Origin of the sequence: Robertmurraya mesotrionivorans, assembly GCF_050971805.1 — a bacterium.
Lineage (GTDB): Bacteria > Bacillota > Bacilli > Bacillales > Cytobacillaceae > Robertmurraya_A.
Map to the genome: position 1 here is coordinate 156,262 of NZ_JBPCCH010000003.1, position 20,533 is coordinate 176,794.

The 20,533-nt window shown below is 35.6% G+C and carries 10 protein-coding genes and 1 pseudogene; all 11 read right to left on the reverse strand.

The annotated features are described in order from the left end of the window. Positions 1 to 66: 66 nt before the first annotated feature. The 11 genes and pseudogenes from araA to ACRX5O_RS07185 all read right to left on the reverse strand — a co-directional run bounded on the left by araA (position 67) and on the right by ACRX5O_RS07185 (position 20,533). Positions 67 to 1,546 (reverse strand): annotated as a pseudogene (gene araA / locus ACRX5O_RS07135) (L-arabinose isomerase). Positions 1,547 to 1,726: 180 nt separating this feature from the next. Then, positions 1,727 to 2,890, reverse strand: a complete 1,164-nt coding sequence (mmsB, locus tag ACRX5O_RS07140; RefSeq protein WP_433905328.1) for a multiple monosaccharide ABC transporter permease — start codon at positions 2,888 to 2,890, stop codon at positions 1,727 to 1,729. A gap of 6 nt (positions 2,891 to 2,896) precedes the next feature. Further along, positions 2,897 to 4,426, reverse strand: a complete 1,530-nt coding sequence (mmsA, locus tag ACRX5O_RS07145; RefSeq protein WP_433905329.1) for a multiple monosaccharide ABC transporter ATP-binding protein — start codon at positions 4,424 to 4,426, stop codon at positions 2,897 to 2,899. 85 nt (positions 4,427 to 4,511) lie between these two features. After that, complete coding sequence (gene chvE / locus ACRX5O_RS07150) at positions 4,512 to 5,588, reverse strand: multiple monosaccharide ABC transporter substrate-binding protein (protein WP_433905330.1); 1,077 nt, start codon at positions 5,586 to 5,588, stop codon at positions 4,512 to 4,514. A 275-nt stretch (positions 5,589 to 5,863) separates the two neighbouring features. Then, on the reverse strand, positions 5,864 to 7,096 hold the full coding sequence (locus tag ACRX5O_RS07155; protein ID WP_433905331.1) for a response regulator transcription factor: 1,233 nt from the start codon (positions 7,094 to 7,096) through the stop codon (positions 5,864 to 5,866). A 34-nt stretch (positions 7,097 to 7,130) separates the two neighbouring features. After that, the gene (locus ACRX5O_RS07160; protein ID WP_433905332.1) at positions 7,131 to 8,918 is read right to left on the reverse strand and encodes a cache domain-containing sensor histidine kinase; all 1,788 of its coding nucleotides are present in this window, start codon (positions 8,916 to 8,918) and stop codon (positions 7,131 to 7,133) included. A gap of 19 nt (positions 8,919 to 8,937) precedes the next feature. After that, positions 8,938 to 9,945 carry a substrate-binding domain-containing protein gene (locus ACRX5O_RS07165; protein WP_433905333.1) on the reverse strand — a complete coding sequence of 336 codons (1,008 nt, stop codon included), beginning with the start codon at positions 9,943 to 9,945 and terminating at the stop codon, positions 8,938 to 8,940. 905 nt (positions 9,946 to 10,850) lie between these two features. Beyond that, a complete protein-coding gene (locus ACRX5O_RS07170) occupies positions 10,851 to 11,960 on the reverse strand; it encodes a substrate-binding domain-containing protein (protein WP_433905334.1) in 1,110 nt (369 codons plus the stop codon). A 139-nt stretch (positions 11,961 to 12,099) separates the two neighbouring features. Then, entirely contained in the window at positions 12,100 to 18,474 is a 6,375-nt protein-coding gene (locus ACRX5O_RS07175) for an immunoglobulin-like domain-containing protein (RefSeq protein ID WP_433905335.1), read from the reverse strand. Positions 18,475 to 18,515: 41 nt separating this feature from the next. After that, a complete protein-coding gene (yjfF, locus tag ACRX5O_RS07180; RefSeq protein WP_433905336.1) occupies positions 18,516 to 19,511 on the reverse strand; it encodes a galactofuranose ABC transporter, permease protein YjfF in 996 nt (331 codons plus the stop codon). Continuing rightward, a complete protein-coding gene (locus ACRX5O_RS07185; protein WP_433905337.1) occupies positions 19,508 to 20,533 on the reverse strand; it encodes an ABC transporter permease in 1,026 nt (341 codons plus the stop codon). The genes yjfF and ACRX5O_RS07185 overlap by 4 nt, the downstream gene beginning before the upstream one ends.

Here is a 20,533-nt window from a genome sequence, read left to right on the forward strand (position 1 = left end):
TGCCTAAAGTTTTAAGTATAATCCTATAGGATTATTACTCACCCCTAGCTATAAATTGATTAGATGTTAACGGTAAATTACTTCGTTCCAGCGTAATTCATTGTTAAAGTCATTCGTTTTTGTATCGTTATTAATGACAACCATTTCAATACCGGTTAACTCAGCAAAGTCTCTTAATTGCTCTGTTGTTACTTTGTAAGAGTAGCATGTATGGTGAGCTCCACCTGCCTGAATCCAATTTTCCACTGCTTGGCTTAAAGAAGGCTGAGTCTTCCAAAGAACGCGTGCAACTGGAAGATTTGGCATGTCTTCTTCTGGTTGAACAGCATCTACTTCATTTACAAGAAGACGGAAACGATGTCCTAAATCAACAATAGACGCATTTAATGCAGATCCACCCATTCCATCAAACACGATTCTTGCTGGGTCTTCCTTCCCACCAATACCTAGTGGATGAACTTCGATTTTTGGACGTGTAGCAGAAATCGTTGGACAAACTTCTAGCATATGTGCACCTAGAACCATTTCATTTCCTGGCTCAAAATGGTATGTGTAATCTTCCATGAACGAAGTTTGCTCGTTTCCAGCAATAATTTTCATTAAGCGTACCAATGCAGCTGTTTTCCAATCTCCTTCACCCGCAAAGCCGTAACCTTGTTCCATTAATCGTTGTACAGCTAATCCTGGTAGCTGACGCATACCATGAAGATCTTCAAAAGTAGTCGTGAAAGCTGAATATCCACCTTCCTCTAAGAACGCCTTCATCCCAAGTTCAATTCTTGCCTGGTAACGAATAGATTCTCTAACAGGACCATCCGTTAATCCTTCTGGAACAATTGTATATTTCTCTTCATACTCAGCCATTAGCTGATCAATTTCTTGTTCAGAGGCATCATTCATTCGTTGTACAAGGTCACCTACACCATATCCATTCACTGTCCAACCAAATTTAATTTGTGCCTCAACCTTGTCACCTTCAGTAACTGCCACTTGACGCCATATTGTCTCCGAAGCGTGCAACCCTCAGGATTTGGCTTTCTGAATGAGCTACAGCCGTTCTCATCCAGCTTCCCACGCGTTCTTTTACCTCTTGGTTCTCCCAGTGTCCTACAACTACCTTACGCTTAACATTTAATCTACTTGTAATGAATCCATGCTCACGGTCACCATGTGCTGATTGGTTTAGGTTCATGAAATCCATATCAATCGAATCCCATGGAATATCACGGTTAAATTGTGTAGCAAGGTGCAGGAATGGCTTTTGTAAGGCAGATAACCCTGCAATCCACATTTTTGAAGGAGAGAATGTATGCATCCACGTGATAATACCTGCACAATTATCGTCCGCATTCGCTTCTAACATCACTTTACGGATGGCATCTGCGTCTTTTACAACGGATTTAAATGCTAGTTTGTAAGGAACATCTGCATCTAAGCCTTCTACTATGACACGTGAGTTACTTTCCACTGCTTTTAACACTTCTTCTCCGTACAATAATTGGCTTCCTGTTATAAACCAAAATTCATAAGCTTTTGTCGTTAACAAAGTAAATCCCCCTAAAGAAAATGTATTGGTAGAGTAATAGATTTTAAGTCATCCGTACAAGTATACATATTTTTGTCTGTACTACGTCTCGGCTTGTACCTAAGTAAATAGTATTTTATAGAGAATTGCTTGAGCAATTGGGCGAACTCCTCAATTAAGATTTTGAGTAAATCATCATCATTAGGATGATTTATTTTTGTTATAGATATCAAACGCGACTGCAGCCAATAATACAAGTCCTTTGATAGCCTGTTGCCAGTCGATTCCTAGTCCAATTAATGACATCCCATTGTTCATTACACCCATAACAAGTCCACCAATTATTGCTCCAGGTACTGTACCTATACCGCCGTAAGCAGAAGCTCCCCCAATGAAACATGCGGCAATGGCATCAAGCTCAAATAGGTTACCTGCCTTTGGTGTTGCTGCATTAAGGCGAGCAGCAAAAATTAATCCAGATAAGGCTGAAAGGACGCCCATATTAACAAATACCCAAAATGTAACTTTTTTCGTTTTCACTCCAGAAAGGAGCGCTGCCTTCTCATTTCCTCCAATTGCATAGATATGACGTCCAACAACTGTTTTTCTCATAACATATGTGTATAGAAGAACCAATATTGCTAACGTAATTAAAATATTCGGGATACCATTATATGTAGAAAGAACATATGAAAATACATTGATAATCCCAATCATAACAACTAATTTTGCAACAAATACACTAGTTCTAGGTACTTCAAAATTATATTTCAGCTGCACTTTTCTATTTCTCAACTCAGAAAAAATTAGAATAATAGATAAAAGTATACCGATCACAATAGTTAAAAGATGTATAGATCCCCCTCTAAATAGGTCAGAAATGAATCCAGAACTCATCCCTTGGTAAGCCTTTGGAAATGGCGAGATCGATTGCCCCTTCAATACAACCATTGTCAAACCTCTGAACAAAAGCATACCAGCAAGTGTAACAATGAATGCAGGGATTTTCATATAAGCTATCCAAAATCCTTGCCAAGCTCCAATAATGCCACCGATTAACAATGAAATGATTATTGCCATGAACGTCGACATATTATACTGTACGATCAGAATACCTGAAATGGCTCCGACAAATGCTGCAATTGATCCTACAGAAAGATCTATATGACCCGTAATAATAACAAGGACCATCCCGATTGCCAAAACTAAAATATAACTGTTTTGAAGAATCAAATTTGTAATATTTAAAGGCTTTAATAAAATACCATCGGTTAAAATCTGGAAGAGTAGCATAATAAAAATTAAAGCAATAATCATACTATACTGCCTCATATTCTTTTTTGCCATGATTGCTAATGTTTGCATGTAGTATTACCCCCTAGTCTTTGTCATTAAATGCATTAGGTTTTCTTGATTTGCAATTTTTCTATTAACTTCTCCTGATATTCTGCCTTCACTCATCACGTATATACGGTCACAAATACCCAGTATTTCTGGGAGTTCAGATGAAATTACTAAAATACCTTTTCCTTCATCCGCCAATTGATTAATAATAGAATAAATATCAAATTTCGCACCAACATCAATTCCACGGGTAGGTTCATCTAGAATTAAAATTTCTGGGCCAGACAAGATCCATTTGCTTAAAACAACCTTTTGCTGATTGCCACCGCTTAAATTTCCTACTTGTTGCCAAATATTCGGTGTTTTTATTTTTAATCTGTCGCGAAATTTTTCAGCTTCAACAATTTCTTGATTTCCATTAATCACATTGTTTTTGGAGATTTTAAATAAACTTGGAAGAGTGATATTCTTTCTAATATCATCTATTAAAATTAGGCCGTTCCCTTTTCGATCTTCCGACACATATGCCAAACCATTCTTGATTGCCTGAGAAACATTATTAAAATGAACTTCTTTCCCCTTCATGTAGATCTGTCCACTTATCTTTTGACCATATGTTTTACCAAAAATACTCATGGCCAGTTCGGTTCTTCCTGCACCCATTAATCCTGCTATACCAACAATCTCACCCTTTTTAATATTAAGATTTACATTATCAAGTATTTTGCGGTCACTGTGCATTGGATGGTAAGCATTCCAATTCTTGACTTCGAATATAACTTCTCCAATTTTAGGATTTCGTTTAGGATAGCGATCGGTTAAATCTCGTCCAACCATGCCTTTAATAATGCGATCTTCAGTAATGTTTCCTTCATGAACATCTAAAGTTTCAATTGTTTGACCATCGCGAAGGATTGTAATGGAATCAGCCACTTTTAAAATCTCATTCAATTTATGTGAAATAATAATAGCGGTAATACCTTGTTTCTTTAATTCTAATAATAGATTAAGAAGGTTCTCACTATCATTTTCGTTTAATGCCGCAGTCGGTTCATCCAAAATAAGTAATTTTACTCGCTTCGACAATGCTTTTGCTATTTCTACTAATTGCTGTTTACCTACACCTATATTGGTTATCAATGTTTGAGGATTTTCTGACAAGCCTACTTTAGTTAAGAGTTCTTTTGTCTTAACCTTAGTTTCATTCCAATTAATGATTCCTTTTTTCGCTTGTTCGTTACCCAGAAAAATATTTTCTGCAATAGACAAGTCTGGGATCAATGCGAGCTCCTGATGGATAATGACAATTCCTAATTCTTCACTCTCTTTTATATTTTTGAATCCACATATTTTTTCTTCAAAAAGAATATCGCCGTTATACGTTCCAATCGGATATACCCCGCTTAGTACCTTCATCAAGGTAGACTTTCCTGCACCATTTTCACCCATTAGTGCATGAATTTCTCCTTTTTTCACTTTCAAATTAACATTCTCTAGTGCCTTAACGCCTGGAAACTCTTTTGTAATACTTTTCATTTCTAATATAATCTCCGACATTGGAACACCACACTTTCATAATGTAATAAATGATTTAGTGCACTTTTTTAAAAGGAGCACTAAATCATTTTCTATTAAGAGATTTCTATTTAAGTTCTTCTTCAGTAAAATATCCACTGTCTACAAGAACAGATTTATAGTTACTACTATCAACTGATACAGGCTCTAACAGATAAGAAGGTACAACCTTAACCCCATTATCATATGTTTTTGTATCGTTTACTTCAGCTTCTTTATCATTTAATACAGCATCTGCCATTTCTACTGCTTTCTTCGCTAATTCACGAGTATCTTTAAATACAGTTTGTGTTTGCTCCCCTGCGATAATCGATTTAACTGAAGCTAATTCAGCATCCTGCCCTGTAATGATTGGTAGAGGTTGATCTGAGGATCCATAACCTACACCTTTTAATGAAGAGATAACACCGATACTAATTCCATCATATGGTGATAGCACTGCATCAACTCTATCCGAAGCATATTTAGAGCTTAATAGATTATCCATTCTAGCTTGAGCTGTTGCTCCATCCCATCTTAAAGTAGCTGCTTGTTCGAATTCAGTTTGCCCACTTTTTACTACTAGCTTTCCAGATTCGATATATGGTGTTAATACAGACATGGCACCATCAAAGAAAAAGTATGCATTATTGTCATCTGGGGATCCTGCAAATAGTTCAATGTTAAATGGACCTTTTCCATCCTTTAAACCTAATTTTTCCTCAATATATGAACCTTGCTGAACACCTACTTTAAAGTTGTCAAACGTAGCATAGTAATCTACATATTCAGTGTTTTTAATTAATCGGTCATACGCTATCACTTTAATTCCCTGATCGTTAGCTTTTTGTAAAACATCTGTTAAAGCTTCCCCGTCGATTGAACCAATTACAAGAACGTTAACACCTTTAGTAATCATATTTTCAATTTGAGAAACTTGGTTTTCGACAACGTCTTCAGCATATTGTAAATCTGTTTTATAGCCTAGCTTTTCAAATTCCTTTACCATGTTTTCTCCATCAAATACCCATCTTTCCGAGGACTTAGTAGGCATTGCTATTCCAACATATCCTTTATCTCCTTCACCAGAAGATTCTTTACTACCACAAGCTGCTAAAACAAAAATCATTGTTAACATAAAGATTGTTACTAAAACTTTCTTCATTGTTACTCCCCTTCCTTAGATACAAATTATTCGAGTTTGGTTGTAAGCCCTTTCTCTAAAATCATAGTAACAAATGAGTCTAAAACAGTCTTTTTAAAAAAATTACAGTTTTTATAATATTTTTACTTTTATTTAAGCGCTTTCATTCAGTTTTAAAAACACTTTTCTTTCAGTGAAAATAGGTTTTGTGTCAATCAGTATAAACTTTGTGAAATAACAAAATAAAAGGGTGAAGAGCTACTTATTTACAGTAGACTTCACCCTTTTTATTATTATTAATAATTTCTAGGTTTTTCATGGGATAGCTGTATAAATCCTTTTCGATATTGATTTGGTGAAACACCGACAATCTTTTTAAATGCGGTGCTAAAATAATGTTGTGACTCATAGCCGACTTGTTCTGCTATCTGACAAACTTGTAAATTACTAGAATGTAATAATTTAATTGCCTTTTTTATTCTCATCTCAGTAACCAAACTTACGAAAGTAGTTCCCAGCCCTTGTTTGATTATCCTGCTTAAATAAGCAGGTGATACTTGTAATTGTTGAGCAATTGATTCTAAAGTTAAAGTAGAGCTTGTATATTGCTCACGAATATAATTTTGAGCGCGCCTAACAATAGGAGATACCTGACCTTCTTCATGCAGCTTTTTCTTACAATTCTCGTATACTGCAGGAAGAGCGTCAAAATCCCCTGTAATAACTTCAGAAAATAGAATAGGAGACACTTGTAAATAGGATAAAATGCTGTTTTCTATTCTTGAAAATGATTCTTCATGTGCTTCTCCCCACAATAGGATAATCAACAACCCAGATTTATCACTAAAAACCAGCTTTTTCTCCTTTTCCAATTCTTCTGTAAGAATATTTTTCACCCCAAAAATAAATAATTCCCGATCTGTCATTTTAATGTGGGGCTGCTTTATTTCTAACTCTTGGATGAAAACAGTTGTAAGGATATTGGGAGGTACCTCAGGTAAACCCCAAAAGTGAAGCTGCTCCTTTATTTTGTCATTTTTTAGAGTTCCATCTACCCAGTTTCGACAGAACTGTTCTTGAATTAATAATGTATTTTCCGAAATGTTGCTTGAGGCAATTTCCATATATTTCTTTTGAACTGTCTGAGTTTGTAGCTTTTCAGACACTTTTTTGAGAACCTGCCTCAAATTATTTGGTTTTATTGGTTTTAAAATATAATCATCAACCTGTAAACGTAAAGCCTCCTGGGCATACGTAAAATCATCATAACCCGATATAACGACAACACTACACTTTTTGATATTTTCACGGATATTCTTTATTAATGTTAATCCATTCATAATCGGCATATTCAGGTCGGCTAAAAGAACATCAACCTTGTATTTTAGGGCCAATTCTAAGGCTTCTTCACCATCTTCAGCTTCGGCTACAACTTCCATCCCAATCTCATGCCAGTCAATTGAGTATCGAATGCCCTCCCTAATATTAGGCTCATCATCTGCGATTAGTACTTTTAATAGTTGTTGCAAATAAACACCCCATTACCATTTAGGATATACATTCTCATTTTAATGGAAGTACAATTTTCACTGTCGTACCCTTTCCTTCAATACTTTCTATATACAAACCATATGATTCTCCATATGTTAATTTGATTCTAGCTTGTACATTCATAACCCCATAACCAATATTCGTTATTTTTTTCGTTTCTTCAAGACTATCAAAGCTAACTGACAAACTTTCATTTAGTTTATCTAATCGTTCCTTAGGAATTCCAACCCCATCATCATTTACAAAAAGCACTAAATTCTCCCCATGTTTTTTTCCAATAATTTTGATGTGTCCAGGGCCTCGCCTTTCCTTGATTCCATGATAGATTGCATTTTCAACTATTGGTTGCAACACAAGCTTTGTGACTGATATATGTAATAGATTGGAATCAATTGAAATATTGTATTTTAGTTTATCTTTGTATCTAGCCTTTTGAATCTTCAAATAACTTTCGATATGCTCGATTTCATTTTCCAATAGGATAATATCATTTCCTTTGCTCAAACCTATGCGAAAAAGCTGGGATAAAGATTCCACCAGATCAGAGACATCCAATGCCCCTTTTTTTCTAGCCAACCAATTGATAGTATCTAGTGTATTGTATAAAAAGTGGGGCTTAATATGAGACTGAAGGACCCTTAATTCTGCTTCCCGCTTTTTTCGACCTTGGATCTCAATCAAAGAGATTAATTTGTTTATGTGTTCTAACATATTATTAAAGCTACGCCCTAGCATACCTATTTCGTCTTTTCGAACCCCTTGATAACGTATCGATAAATCGCCTGCTTCCACTTGATTCATAAAAACATTTAATTGATTAATTGGTCTTGCCATGGAGTGGGATAAATAATATGATGCTCCAATTCCAAATGCACAAACAACAAATATGAAGCTAATTACGTAAAAATTGATTTGCTGAATCTCCATAACTGATTCATTTGTAGAGAATACCCCAATCGTCGTCCAATTTGAAAAGGGTGACTTTTTATAAATAAATTGTATGCTTTCTCCATCAATATTTTTTAAGAATGCTCCTGACGAACCTCTTTCAAACCATTTTGGTCGTACTTCATTAACTAGTGATTCTTCTGGAGAATAAATTACCTCACCCTCATCATCTATAACCATTAAATAACCATTCTTCCCTAGTCTTATGTCTTCAACTATTTCAGATATTACCCTTAATTTCAAATCTATTAAAATGACTCCCATTACATTTTGAGTCTCGGGATCCAGTATTGCCCGTACACCAGAAACAATATCGCTTTCCTCATAATTGACGTGAGATTTAATACTTCTATTTTTAGGATGGCCAATTATCTCAAAAATCCCATTATTCGCAATGGCTTCTTTATACCATTTTTCTTCACTTAATAATTTCATATTTTTAGCATACAATTCGTTGCTGATATATTCTCCTCTATTATTAATTACTAGGATACCAGCTATCTCTGGATTAACGGTTGTAAACCCTTGCAAAAATTGTTTCATTTGGTACTGGTTATTTATTGATTGATCCATCCCTTCGTTAAGAAAATCATTCATTTGTGGACTGAAAGATATAATATAAGAACTATCTTGCATATTTTCTATATATGATTCTAACGATCTATTTGCTTGGCCAATTAATTGCAAGGTGTGTTCAGTAGCTTGTTTTTCTATGATTTTATCTACGGCAATACTAACTAAAGAGCCCATGCCGATCGAAGGCAGAATACTGATCACTAATAACAGTGCTATGATTTTGTACCTAATTGGTAAATCATTCATTTTAAATGAAGATAATTTTTTCAACGTCATCACTCAATTCCGATTTGCCTCATCTCGCATAGTATTTTTCAACATTCTCCCTAGTCACTATCTTTATCCCGGTATCTGTTTTCGGAGTAAATTCAATACCTCTTGCAGGGCCACTTTGTGGATTGATTAGATTATGCTGAAGATGAAACAAATATTGCAGTGACCAATAGCCCATGTTCCAGGTTCCTTGAGCCACAGTGGCAGCAATGGTACCATCTTTAACCATATCAAGTGTTTGTTTATCTGTATCAAAACTAACAATTTTTACTATTTTGTCTTTTTTCAGGTAAATCAGGGCTTCTCCAACTCCAACACCTCCATTTGCTTCCGTAGTAAATATTGCTTTTATATCCGGATGTTTCTTTAAAATATCAATCGCAGCTTGCCTAGAAACTAGTTGATCTCCTTTTCCATCTTTAACAGCCACAACTTCAATCTCGGGATAATGTTTATCGATTGTCTCCTGAAACCCAGTTGATCGATCAATATGATTTTGTTGATTAGGTAATGTAATTACAGCTACTTTTCCGCTATTATTAATCATATTAGCTATTTCACGCGCTGCTTTAGAACCAGCTTCATAATTATTTGTACCTAGAAATGAATATGCTCTACTATTAGGAGCGTCAGAATCAATTAATATTACAGGTATTCCTTCATCAATAGCTTTTCCAATTGTTATATTTAATGCTTCCGGGTGGATGGCAGAAATCGCGATCCCTGAAGGTTTTCTCGCAATTACCTGTTCAAGAACAGTTATTTGTTCTTTTACATCATATTTTGTTGCACCCCGGTATTCAACGGATACATTTAACGCTTCCGCAGCATCCTCAAAGCCTTTTAATATACTTTTCCAATAATCAATTCCTGCTTGAAATGTAACCATTACATAAATCTCATTTTTCTCCCCGTTTAAAGCTTTTGGTTTTCCTTCAAGATTCGCATTAATTTTTTGCATTTGGTAGTTTAAAAAAAATATAAGGAAGATAGCTATTAAAAAAGCATAAACCATTAATAGCTTTTTCATATGAAACCCCTTTCATAAATACAAAAATTTTTTTACGTATGTATGTTAATGCTAGTAGGTTAATATTACTATATATTTATTCTGTTTTTTTGTCGAAAAATGTTGAAATTCATTATTTTCCCATAAATAGGAGAAAAGTAAGAGAACGACATTGGGGATGTCTGTATTTTAAAGCATTTCTCTGCTGTGTTTTAAACTGACAAATAAATCTCTATGTATGTTATTTAAGGGTGTTACTAACAATTAAAGGAATAGAAAGACTCGATATACCCATTTTTCACCAAATGAAAAAGCCAGCTGTTTTAGCTGACTTTTAAAAGGAAAACTCTTACAAAAACTTATTTTGAATATACTCTCCCTTACAAACCCTTAATTGAAGAATACTTCTTCATAGTCCATTTGGGAATAAGCAAGAACTTTCATTCAGTTCCGATTGAAAATAATTTATTTGGCGGGACTGCCTGGGAATCGAACCCAGCTATCCTGGCACGCAGGACACAAGCGGTTTTGAAGTTCTATCCTGTATGTAATTTTTAGTATCAATAAGTCCCATAAAGTACTATAGAATAAGGTTTCTGTGATTTAGAGTGTTTTGTAGTATCATTAAATTTATTTAAATGGGCACCAAACTCGGCACCGAATAATGTCTGATATTTATCTGAAGCATTGGAAAAATAAAACATAATAGAAATCAACAATTATTTGCAAAGGGCAATAAATGTTCCGAGACAATTGCTAGGAGAGGGTAATACTAGTCTTGAAGCTGTGACACTAAATGTATAATCCGAAGGAATTTCCAAACTAGTTATCCCACTCTAAAAGCAAGTAATTCAGCTATTATATTTCATCTAACTAAGAACTCTGCCCTGCATAGTATTAAACGAAGTATCATTTTTGATATTAACTTATTTTAATGATTTAGTAGAATTCCTTATAATTAACTCAGGTTCGTATATGATTGATTCTGGAGTATTCCTACTTTTAAGTTTGTTCTCAACAGCAGCTACTATCCACTTAGCTACTTCAATCCCCATATTCATTTTGGGATGGGAAACAGAGGTTAACTTGACATCCGTTGCCACTGCCAAATTTGTGTCGTCATATCCGACAATTGAAATATCCTCGGGTACTCTTATCTTTGAATCTCTTAGAATATTTAATACAGTAATTGCTAATTGATCGTTATAGCAAACAATTCCTGTCGGCACAGTTTTCAATGACAGAATGAATTTACGGATTTTATCCTTTAGAATATTGGTTTCATCTTCAGTTGATATAGTTAAGATCATTTCCGTAGAAAAAGTAATATTGTTATTTCTTAATGCCCGAATGAACCCTTTCATACGGTAAACACCTTGGAGATCATCTGTATTAAAGATTCCAATAATTCTTTCATGTCCTAGTTCAATTAAATGATCCGTTGCAATAAATCCTCCTTTTTCATCATTTACTATGAAATGAGGAGGAAACAATTGCGGATAATACTGGTTAATCATAAGATAAGGTATGTTTTTATTCTCAAATTCTAAATAGTAATTTATATTAGGATTATAATTACTACTTTTCGTGGGTTCTACGATTAATCCATCAATATTTCTATTTAGCATACTCTCAAGGCACTGTTTTTCTTTATCAATATTATTGTATGTACAAGCTAGAATTAATGAATATCCTCTATCGCTTAAATAAGATTCGATCCCCCTAATGATTAGAGGAAAAAAATAATCAGAAATGTACGTGGTTATTACACCAATACTCTTAGTGGTTGGATTATTGAATTCGGTATGATTATTCATTGTCTGGTGGGTACAGAATGTCCCAACACCTTTTTCTCTAAACAACCACCCCTCATGTACTAAATCTCCAATTGCCAATCGAACAGTATGTCGGCTAACCCGAAACATTCTTACTAGTTCACTTTCTGGGTAAATCTTATCACCAGGTAGAACTTGGCCGGTGGTAATCCACTCCATTACCTTTTCTTTCACCATATTATACTTAGTTTGTTTTTCCACTATCTCACCTCTTTACCTTTACTCATTTTCGTTCGCGTTAATCTCCTCCTCGCCTAGGAGATACAAATTGATAAAAAAGACCATTTTTCTGAAAAAATGGTCCAAATTATATAAATCTTTGTTATTTCTTAAACCTCTCTTATTCTTTTAATTCCTTTGAAAAACTAATTAATTGTGTTTTATTTTCTTCGGATATTGATTTTCCGCTTTGAGCAATTAATTGATTCTCATACGCATTTAGTTGATTATTCATCGCCTGAACATTACCCCTTGCTGCTGATGCTTTTGCAGATTGAAGCTTTTTCACTAATGAATGAGCGACTTCTTCTTTCGTGACAAAAGTTTCCGTTAAATGACCTAAACTGTCAAAGTCAACAGTTACCGTAAATTGAACTTCTGCGTTGGAAGTATTTCCTGCTTTGTCTGTCGCTGTTGCAGTGATTTTGTTTATTCCTAAGTCGAATGTATATGCTGGTCCTTCAACATTTTCGCATTCTTTTGAAGCAATACCAGACAACTCATCCATTATATTACAAGAAATATTAATAGTAGAATCAATAGAATAAGTTTCTAGATGCCCTACAAATTCGATCACTGGCGCGGTCGTATCAAGGATAATCCTTTGTAGATACGACACACTCCTATTTCCAGCACCATCTTTAAATTGAACAAAGACGGTTTTTTCTCCCTCACCAGCTGGCAAAGTTAATTCTTTTGTTGTTTTATATTCTTCCCATTCTGACCATCCTACCGAATCAGTTGAGTAACGAACCTGGTGAACACCGCTTAAATTATCTTTTGCCTCTAGAGATAGAACAACAGTTGATTTATTCGTAAACTCGGCTCCATTATTAATACTAAAATGACCCTCTGGTGGTGTTGTATCTTTAGGCTTCTCAACCGTTACTTCACTAACAGCCATTAAACCACCGTCCACCGTTGCCACACTTATTTTTGCTGTTCCTTCTTTCAGTGCTGTTACTCTTCCGTTATCATCAACGGTTGCCACTTGTTCATTATTACTTGACCATACAACCGCTTTACTATCTGCATCATTAGGCGCAACGGTTGCCGTTAACTGTACGGTTTTACCTTCATCGAGCTTTAATGATGTTTGGTCAAGTACCACACTTGTTGGCTTTTGTTCTGCTGTTGGTAAAGTGACCGTTGGAACATTTGCCATTAACGCTTCATGCTCTGCTTTTGTAACAGGTATAACCGTTCCATGACGAGGACGAGCAGGTAAATCGTAGTTTTCAGACATCTTCCATTCACCTGACTGTAGATCCGTGGTTTCAAAAGGAACATATCCTCTTCCACCAAATTCATCAATGAACATATACCATTTTTCTTCAGTATTCGATTTAAAGATAGTAGGTCCTTCACCTGCACCTATTGACCCTTTTCCAATCCCTTCTTTAATAAGCTCAAAGTTAGGATCAAGTACTGAATCTCCAACCTCTTGGAAAATAAACTTACCATTTGGTGAAGATGACGTATTATTTCTTTCATCCTTTGATAATCGGTAAACCTTCTCACCATGTTGGATCATCGTTGTATCAATGACGGAATACCCTAGATCAATAAATACTTCAGGTTCAGTAAAGGTATAGAAATCTCTTGTTTTCGAGTACACCATTTTGTTATAAGTTGAGCCGTTATGCTCTGCATTATCATATAGCTTCGAAGCCCAGAAAACTATATACTCTCCTGTTGTGTCATCGTAAATAATCTCGGGCGCCCACGTATTTCCGGCCTCTGGAGGTGCTACTTCAACCATTCGTTGTTCAGACCAATTGACCAGATCAGTCGATTCCCAAACCATGATTGATCTGCTTCCTGATCTTTGTGCTCGGTCCCAATTCCAATCTCCATTAATTTTTAAGTCTGTTGCAATGAGGTAGAATTTATCCCCTTCAGGAGATCGAATGATAAACGGGTCTCTAAGTCCCTTCTCTCCTAAATTAGATGTAATTGCTGGTGCACCATTGTTTAACTCATTCCATTTAAGGGGATTGTTGCCTTCACTCAATGCAAAATATATTTGCTCACCATTTGTATAACCTTCTCCAGTAAAGTAACTGAAGACGTAGCCTTCATACTTTTCCTTTTTCGGTAATTCTTTAACATTTGCTAAAAATGCCTTTGTTATTGACTCATTATTGAGTGTGATCGTTGCAGTCAATTTAACCTTTGTATTTCCTTCACCATGCGCGGGACGTTTAACCTCTCCATATGGACTAATGATTTTTGAATCACTAGACTTCCAGTAAATCGTTGACCCATTTTCTCCTGATTTCGGTAATGTTAGATTCCCACGAACATCATGAATGTTATGAACCTTTAATGCCTCGGCATCTGTTCTAACAGCTACAGAATCGTGCAGTTTCTTTAGTACTGTCACTGAAAATTCTTTTGTCATCTCGTTCTTTCCGTCTGAAATAGTCGCTTTAATGTTTACGGTTTGATTTCCATTTTCATATGTCGGTCTATTAACCTTACCTTCATTTGTAATGATGCCTACATTTTGTGATTCCCAAGTGATGGAAGTTCCATATGCTCCTGTCTTAGGGAATGATAAGTCTGATGTGATTTCATCTTTGTTTTCATTTTTATTAAGAATAGTTGGGTAGTCTAATTGTTTAAATGCATTTTCAAGCTGTAACCCATTTAGTTTAACAATTTCTTCATCAGCCTTTACTTTTAACTTACTAATCTCAGATGGTGTTAAGGCACCATCATATACTTCAAAATTTGCAATCATCCCGCCGAAGTACGGATCAAAAGAATAGAATGAGCGGCCAATATATCCACTTCTCCCATTAACATTGTTGATTTGAGCTAATGTATATCCATTCGTAGATCCAGATGCTACTTCAATACCATCAATATACAATTTTAGAGTTTTGCCTTCACCAGACATCACTGCTGTGACCAGTTTCCATTCATTTGACTTTAATGAACCAGTATTTGCGTTTGCTCCAGCCTCATTATTCCAACTTGTTATTCCAAGTCCCACTCGAGCAGAACGATCACCTGAATTTCGTTTTGGTGTCGTGAATAGATATTTATTGCTATCTTGACCTAAAGCAAAGATCCATTCCGCTTCATTCTTACCCTCCCAATTCACTAAGGATGAAACCGTTACACTTTCTAAATTCGTTAAGACGCCCTTAGGCATTTCAATATAAGAGCTTGTAGATCCACCTGTAAAGTTTATGACACCCGCTGCTTCTCCTTTAATTACTTCAGCGCTTTGTGGGTTTACCAGTTTTCCATCAAAATTACCTGTTTGATCTATGACTCTAGTGTCTTCAATTTTATTCATATCATAATTAAGGATTAGCTTAGACTCTAACGGCTCCTCTACTGGAGGTGTAGAAACCTCCTCATCTGCTAGATTAGCAATTTCCTCAGCATCTAGGGCACGGTTATAAATTCTAAAATCATCAAATTTCCCGTTAAAAAGACTGTGATTTTCGTTGCTGGATTTACCTAGATAGTTCATGGTTGTTTCTAATATCATTCTTGGCTCCACATTATATGTAGAACTTCTAGATACTTCTTTTCCATCTACATATAACACGGCATCAAACCCTTCTATGGTTATGGCCACATGATGCCAGTTTGTAGCAGAAAGCATAGGAGCTCTCACAGCATATTTATAGGAACTTCCTAAGACTGAACTTTGATTGGCGAATTTTTCGGTAAAAGGAGTAACAATTGCAAATTCCAAGTTACCTGAATCACCTTGAGTACTTAAATACATGGTATTACGGTTTGCTACTCTTCCTGTATTAGAGGAAAAGTCAAAGATTCGTTGATTTGCTTGGTTCTTTTTTACGTTAACCCAAGTTGACATTGTCATTTTTTCTAGGTTTAGTTCTTTAATTAAATTTTGGGGAAATTCAACATACCCAGTCCCATCTAGTTCTACTGATCCACTTGATTTTCCAACTGTATCAATCGTATTAATCTTAGATCCACCTACTAATTTTGCATCAAATCCACTTTTTGAAACATCCTTTACTGTTGTCCCATTCATATCCTCTGTATTAAAAGTGTAATGAACTACTGGTTCCTTCATTACTTCCGGTCTAGGCACGCCATACTTGTCATTGAGCGCATTATATTCAGAACGAGTAATCGGAATAACCGTACCATGTCGTGGGCCAGGAGGTAGTGCATATTCTGATTCAGGAAGTAAATTATTAACAAACTGTGAACCATCCTCCAAATTTGTTGACCAACGAACGTGATATGGCCATGAATCTAAGAACATATACCATTTATCTTCATGGATATCTTTAAATATCGTCTGTCCCTCATTGTTACCTTGATGACCGATTAGTCCTCTATTTCCATCCTTTGTTCCTGAAATCACATCATATTGATACCCATTCTCCTTGATTCCATCTTTATCTTGGAAAATATCTGTTGCTTTCTCGTAATATACTCTGTAATTCACTTCAGATTTTGTAAAGCGATAAAATGAGCCTTTATCTTGAACAAAACTTGTGTCGATTGTTGGGAAGCCTTCATCAATAAATACTTTGGGTTCAGAAAACGCATGGAAATCCCTAGTTGTTGCATAATACATGACATTATACTGTCCTGCTGGTCTTCCATTTGGGTAATCACCATATGTTTCAGTATTTTTCATTGAAGACGCCCAAAATACAACGTATTCCCCTGTTTTTTCGTCATAAATTGCTTCAGGTGCCCAAGTATTACCACCTGTTTTAGGAGCCACCTCAACCATTCGCTGTTCGCTCCAGTTTACAAGGTCATCAGATTCCCAAATCATTAAGTAATGACTTCCAGAGATTTGCGCCTGGTCAAAATTCGTACTTTCTCCCATTTTTAAATCGGTCGCTAACATATAAAACTTATCCCCTTCTGGAGAACGAATGACAAACGGATCTCTTAGTCCTTTTTCACCCATATTTGACTGAATAACGGATTGACCATTATTCAATGCTCGCCATTTCAACGGATCTTCTGCGGTAGCAAAAGAAATTTCCTCTCCACCTTCGTATTCTCCGGTGAAATATGAGAAGAAATAGGCATCATACGTTAATTTCCCCGGATCTTTTATAACGTTTAGAATGAATTCTTTCTTCGTTTCAGCATCGCCTTTTGCAAAAGTTGCTGTTAAAGTAACCATCGTATCTGCATCAGGTCTCGTTACCCAGCCAAGCATTTTTTTATTTTCAGCTGCCTCTTTCGAACCTTTCACAATTTCCGGATTTGAGGATTCCCAAGTAATCGTACTTCCTTCTTTACCTGAAACGGGCAAACTTATATTCCCTTTAATATTATCTGCGTTTAGAATTGCTACGCTCGATGCATCTAACTCTACGACCTGTTCGTCAGTATACTCTTTTAAAACGGTTACAGTAAATTGCTTTTTTGTAGACAATCCTTCGTAGGAAAAATTTGCGGTTAATTCCACTTCTACATCTGAATTTGTAGGACGAGTAACTGTTCCTTCATTTGTGACCACTTCCGTATTACTTGAACTCCATGTAATATCTACTCCATGCTTGCCCTTCAAAGGAAGTGCAATATTATTTGTAATATGATCCTTACTTTCATCAGATATATCTAAATATTCAGTAATATCAAGAGACACTGAAGCATCGTCTATGACAAGCTGATTGATTTTCTCAATCTTACTGGATGTTTCTGTGTATAAACTAGTAACCTGTTCTGCTGAAAGCGCTCCATTATATACACGAAAATCTCCAATCATTCCATTAAAATATGAATCATTCTTAAAGATTGATTTTCCAAGAAAACCAGAATAACCTGTTGATGGATCAATAATCTCCGATAACTTTTTTCCGCCTGCAGTTCCTGTTGCTACTTTACTTCCATTTACATATAACGTAATCATATTAGTTGTTTCCGAGAATACAACTGTTGCTACTTCCCATTTTCCGGCCTTCATTGGTGCTGTCGATTTAACTAGTGATTCATTTCTCCACCCTGCTTTTGAAATTCCTGTTGCTGCAACATTACCTGAACCGTGTCGCGGAGTTACGAAGAAATATTTATTACCATTCTCAGCATCATCAGTTACTGCTCCTAATCCAAAAATCCAACGATTTGCACCATCATCTTTCCAATTAACTAGTGCTGATATAGTTACATCTGTTAAACCTGATAATAAATCTAAACCATCTTTGCTTTTGGGAATTTCAATATAGCCACTATTTGATGATGAACTTCCACCATTAAATCCTACATATCCCACTTCATTATTATGAACAAATTGACCATTATCTTGATTTTTAAATACTCCATCATATGCTATATCACTTCCGGACACATCTTTAATGATTAGTTGATTCCCTTCTTCTGTTGAAGATTTCATGTCATAATGAAGGATTAATTTAGGTGCGGAAGAACCTGCTTCTTCCGCATATGATGCTTGTGGCCATAATCCTGAAAAAGTATTAAAAGCCATTACAGTTAATAGAAAGATAGAAAGCCTTTTCTTTTTTTTCATTTTTTCACTCTCCTAGATCGATCTGGACACTAAAAGCCTATTTAATGTGAAGAGATGGTTGCTGAATTTGTTTTGCTTCTAGCTACTATTACACGTTGTAAAACGATAAATAGTAATAATAATGATCCAATCGCAATTTTTGTCCACCAAGAGCTTAACGTACCTTCAAACACGATAACTGTTTGGATAATACCTAAAATTAGTACACCTACAACACTCCCGGCTATATACCCTGCACCACCCGTAAGCAAAGTGCCACCAATTACAACAGCTGCAATCGTATCCAACTCTAGTCCATTTGCATGTAATCCATATCCAGATAACATATAGAAGGTAAAAATCAAACCAGCAAGGGATGAACAAAATCCACTAACTGTATAAATCATGATTTTTGTTTTCCCAACAGGTAATCCCATTAATAGTGCAGATTGTTCACTTCCACCTAACGCATAAACATTACGTCCAAACTTGGAATAATGAGCAACGAATATAGCCGCCATTACTACCACTAGGGCAATGATGACACTTATAGAAATAAAATTCCCTCCACCAACTGGAATTTGTGTACTAGCCATAAAATTAAAAAATTCATGGTTTATCGTGATTGATTCCACACTAATGAGATAACAAAGCCCTCTCGCAAGAAACATTCCTGCAAGTGTAACGATAAATGGTTGTAAATTGAAATAATGAATAAGGCATCCCATACAGAAGCCCAGTACTGTACCAACAAGTAAACTAATTGGAATAACAAGGACTGGAGAAAGTTGTGCATTCATTGTAAGACTGGCAGCTATCATACTAGTTAGTGCAATGATAGAACCAACTGAGAGGTCAATCCCCCCTGATAAAATGACAAATGTCATTCCCACAGCAATGATAATTAAGAATGCGTTATCAATAAACAAATTTAGAAAAACTTGGGGCGAAAAAAATCCTGTATATCGTAGTGAACCAAAAATATACATCATAATGAACAGGCCGATTGTTGCTGCTAAAGGGAGATGTTTAGAATTTAACTGTAATCTATTGGTCATGATACCGATACTCCCTCACTTTTCTCTTCCGATTTTTTTACAAAAAATAGACCGGATACTTTCTTTCTAAACTCTGGTGATTGCAATAAACAAACAATTAATACAACAATAGCTTTAACAACCAGGTTTATTTCTGGTGCAATTCCAATTGAGTAAATGGTTGTGGTTAAACTTTGGATGATTAAAGCTCCTATCACTGTTCCCATCAAGTAAAATCTACCACCATTTAATGACGTGCCTCCTATTACTACCGCTAAAATAGCATCTAGCTCATACCATAGCCCTGCATTGTTTCCATCTGCACTTGCTACATTTGAACTTAAGATTAATCCACCAATACCTGCACATATTCCAGAAAACACATAAACCATTAACAAAATATTTTTAGAATTTATTCCGGAGAGACGACTCGCTTCTGGGTTAGTACCAACAGATTCAATAAATAACCCCATCGCTGTTTTTCTTGTTAAGAGTGAGGCAATCATCAACACAGCTCCCACGATAAAGATTGAAACTGGTAGCATGAATAAATGTCCACCACCTATGAACGTGTAAGGGTCATAATATACGGTCATAATTTGACCATCTGTGATTAATTGAGCAATACCACGACCTGCTACCATGAGGATTAATGTTGCAACAATTGGTTGAACTCCAATTCTAGAAACAAGTACACCATTCCATAGACCGGAAATAACTGAAATTCCTATTACAAGACCAATTGCAGAAAATAGTGGTAGTAAACTATCACCACTTGATCCGCTAACAGTCATGGCTCCAACAGCACCTGCCATTGCAATGATTGAACCAACTCCAAGATCGACTCCTTTTGTAGCAATTACTAGAGTCATTCCTATCGAAACTAACAACAACGGAGCTCCCCTATTAAGAATATCTATTAAACTGCCAGTTAAATACCCGTTTTTTATTTCAATTGAAAAGAAACCTTTATCAAAAATAAGATTGATTAATAGAATGATCATTAAGACAACAATTGGCCAAAATAATCTTGATTTTTTCAT

Excerpts from the sequence above, each read along its gene's own strand:
- ACRX5O_RS07160 (WP_433905332.1), bottom strand. The coding sequence starts at position 8,918 with ATGACGTTGAAAAAATTATCTTCATTTAAAATGAATGATTTACCAATT.
- yjfF (WP_433905336.1), bottom strand. The coding sequence starts at position 19,511 with ATGACCAATAGATTACAGTTAAATTCTAAACATCTCCCTTTAGCAGCA.
- mmsB (WP_433905328.1), bottom strand. The coding sequence starts at position 2,890 with ATGCAAACATTAGCAATCATGGCAAAAAAGAATATGAGGCAGTATAGT.
- ACRX5O_RS07175 (WP_433905335.1), bottom strand. The coding sequence starts at position 18,474 with ATGAAAAAAAAGAAAAGGCTTTCTATCTTTCTATTAACTGTAATGGCT.
- ACRX5O_RS07185 (WP_433905337.1), bottom strand. The coding sequence starts at position 20,533 with ATGAAAAAATCAAGATTATTTTGGCCAATTGTTGTCTTAATGATCATT.
- ACRX5O_RS07165 (WP_433905333.1), bottom strand. The coding sequence starts at position 9,945 with ATGAAAAAGCTATTAATGGTTTATGCTTTTTTAATAGCTATCTTCCTT.
- chvE (WP_433905330.1), bottom strand. The coding sequence starts at position 5,588 with ATGAAGAAAGTTTTAGTAACAATCTTTATGTTAACAATGATTTTTGTT.
- mmsA (WP_433905329.1), bottom strand. The coding sequence starts at position 4,426 with ATGTCGGAGATTATATTAGAAATGAAAAGTATTACAAAAGAGTTTCCA.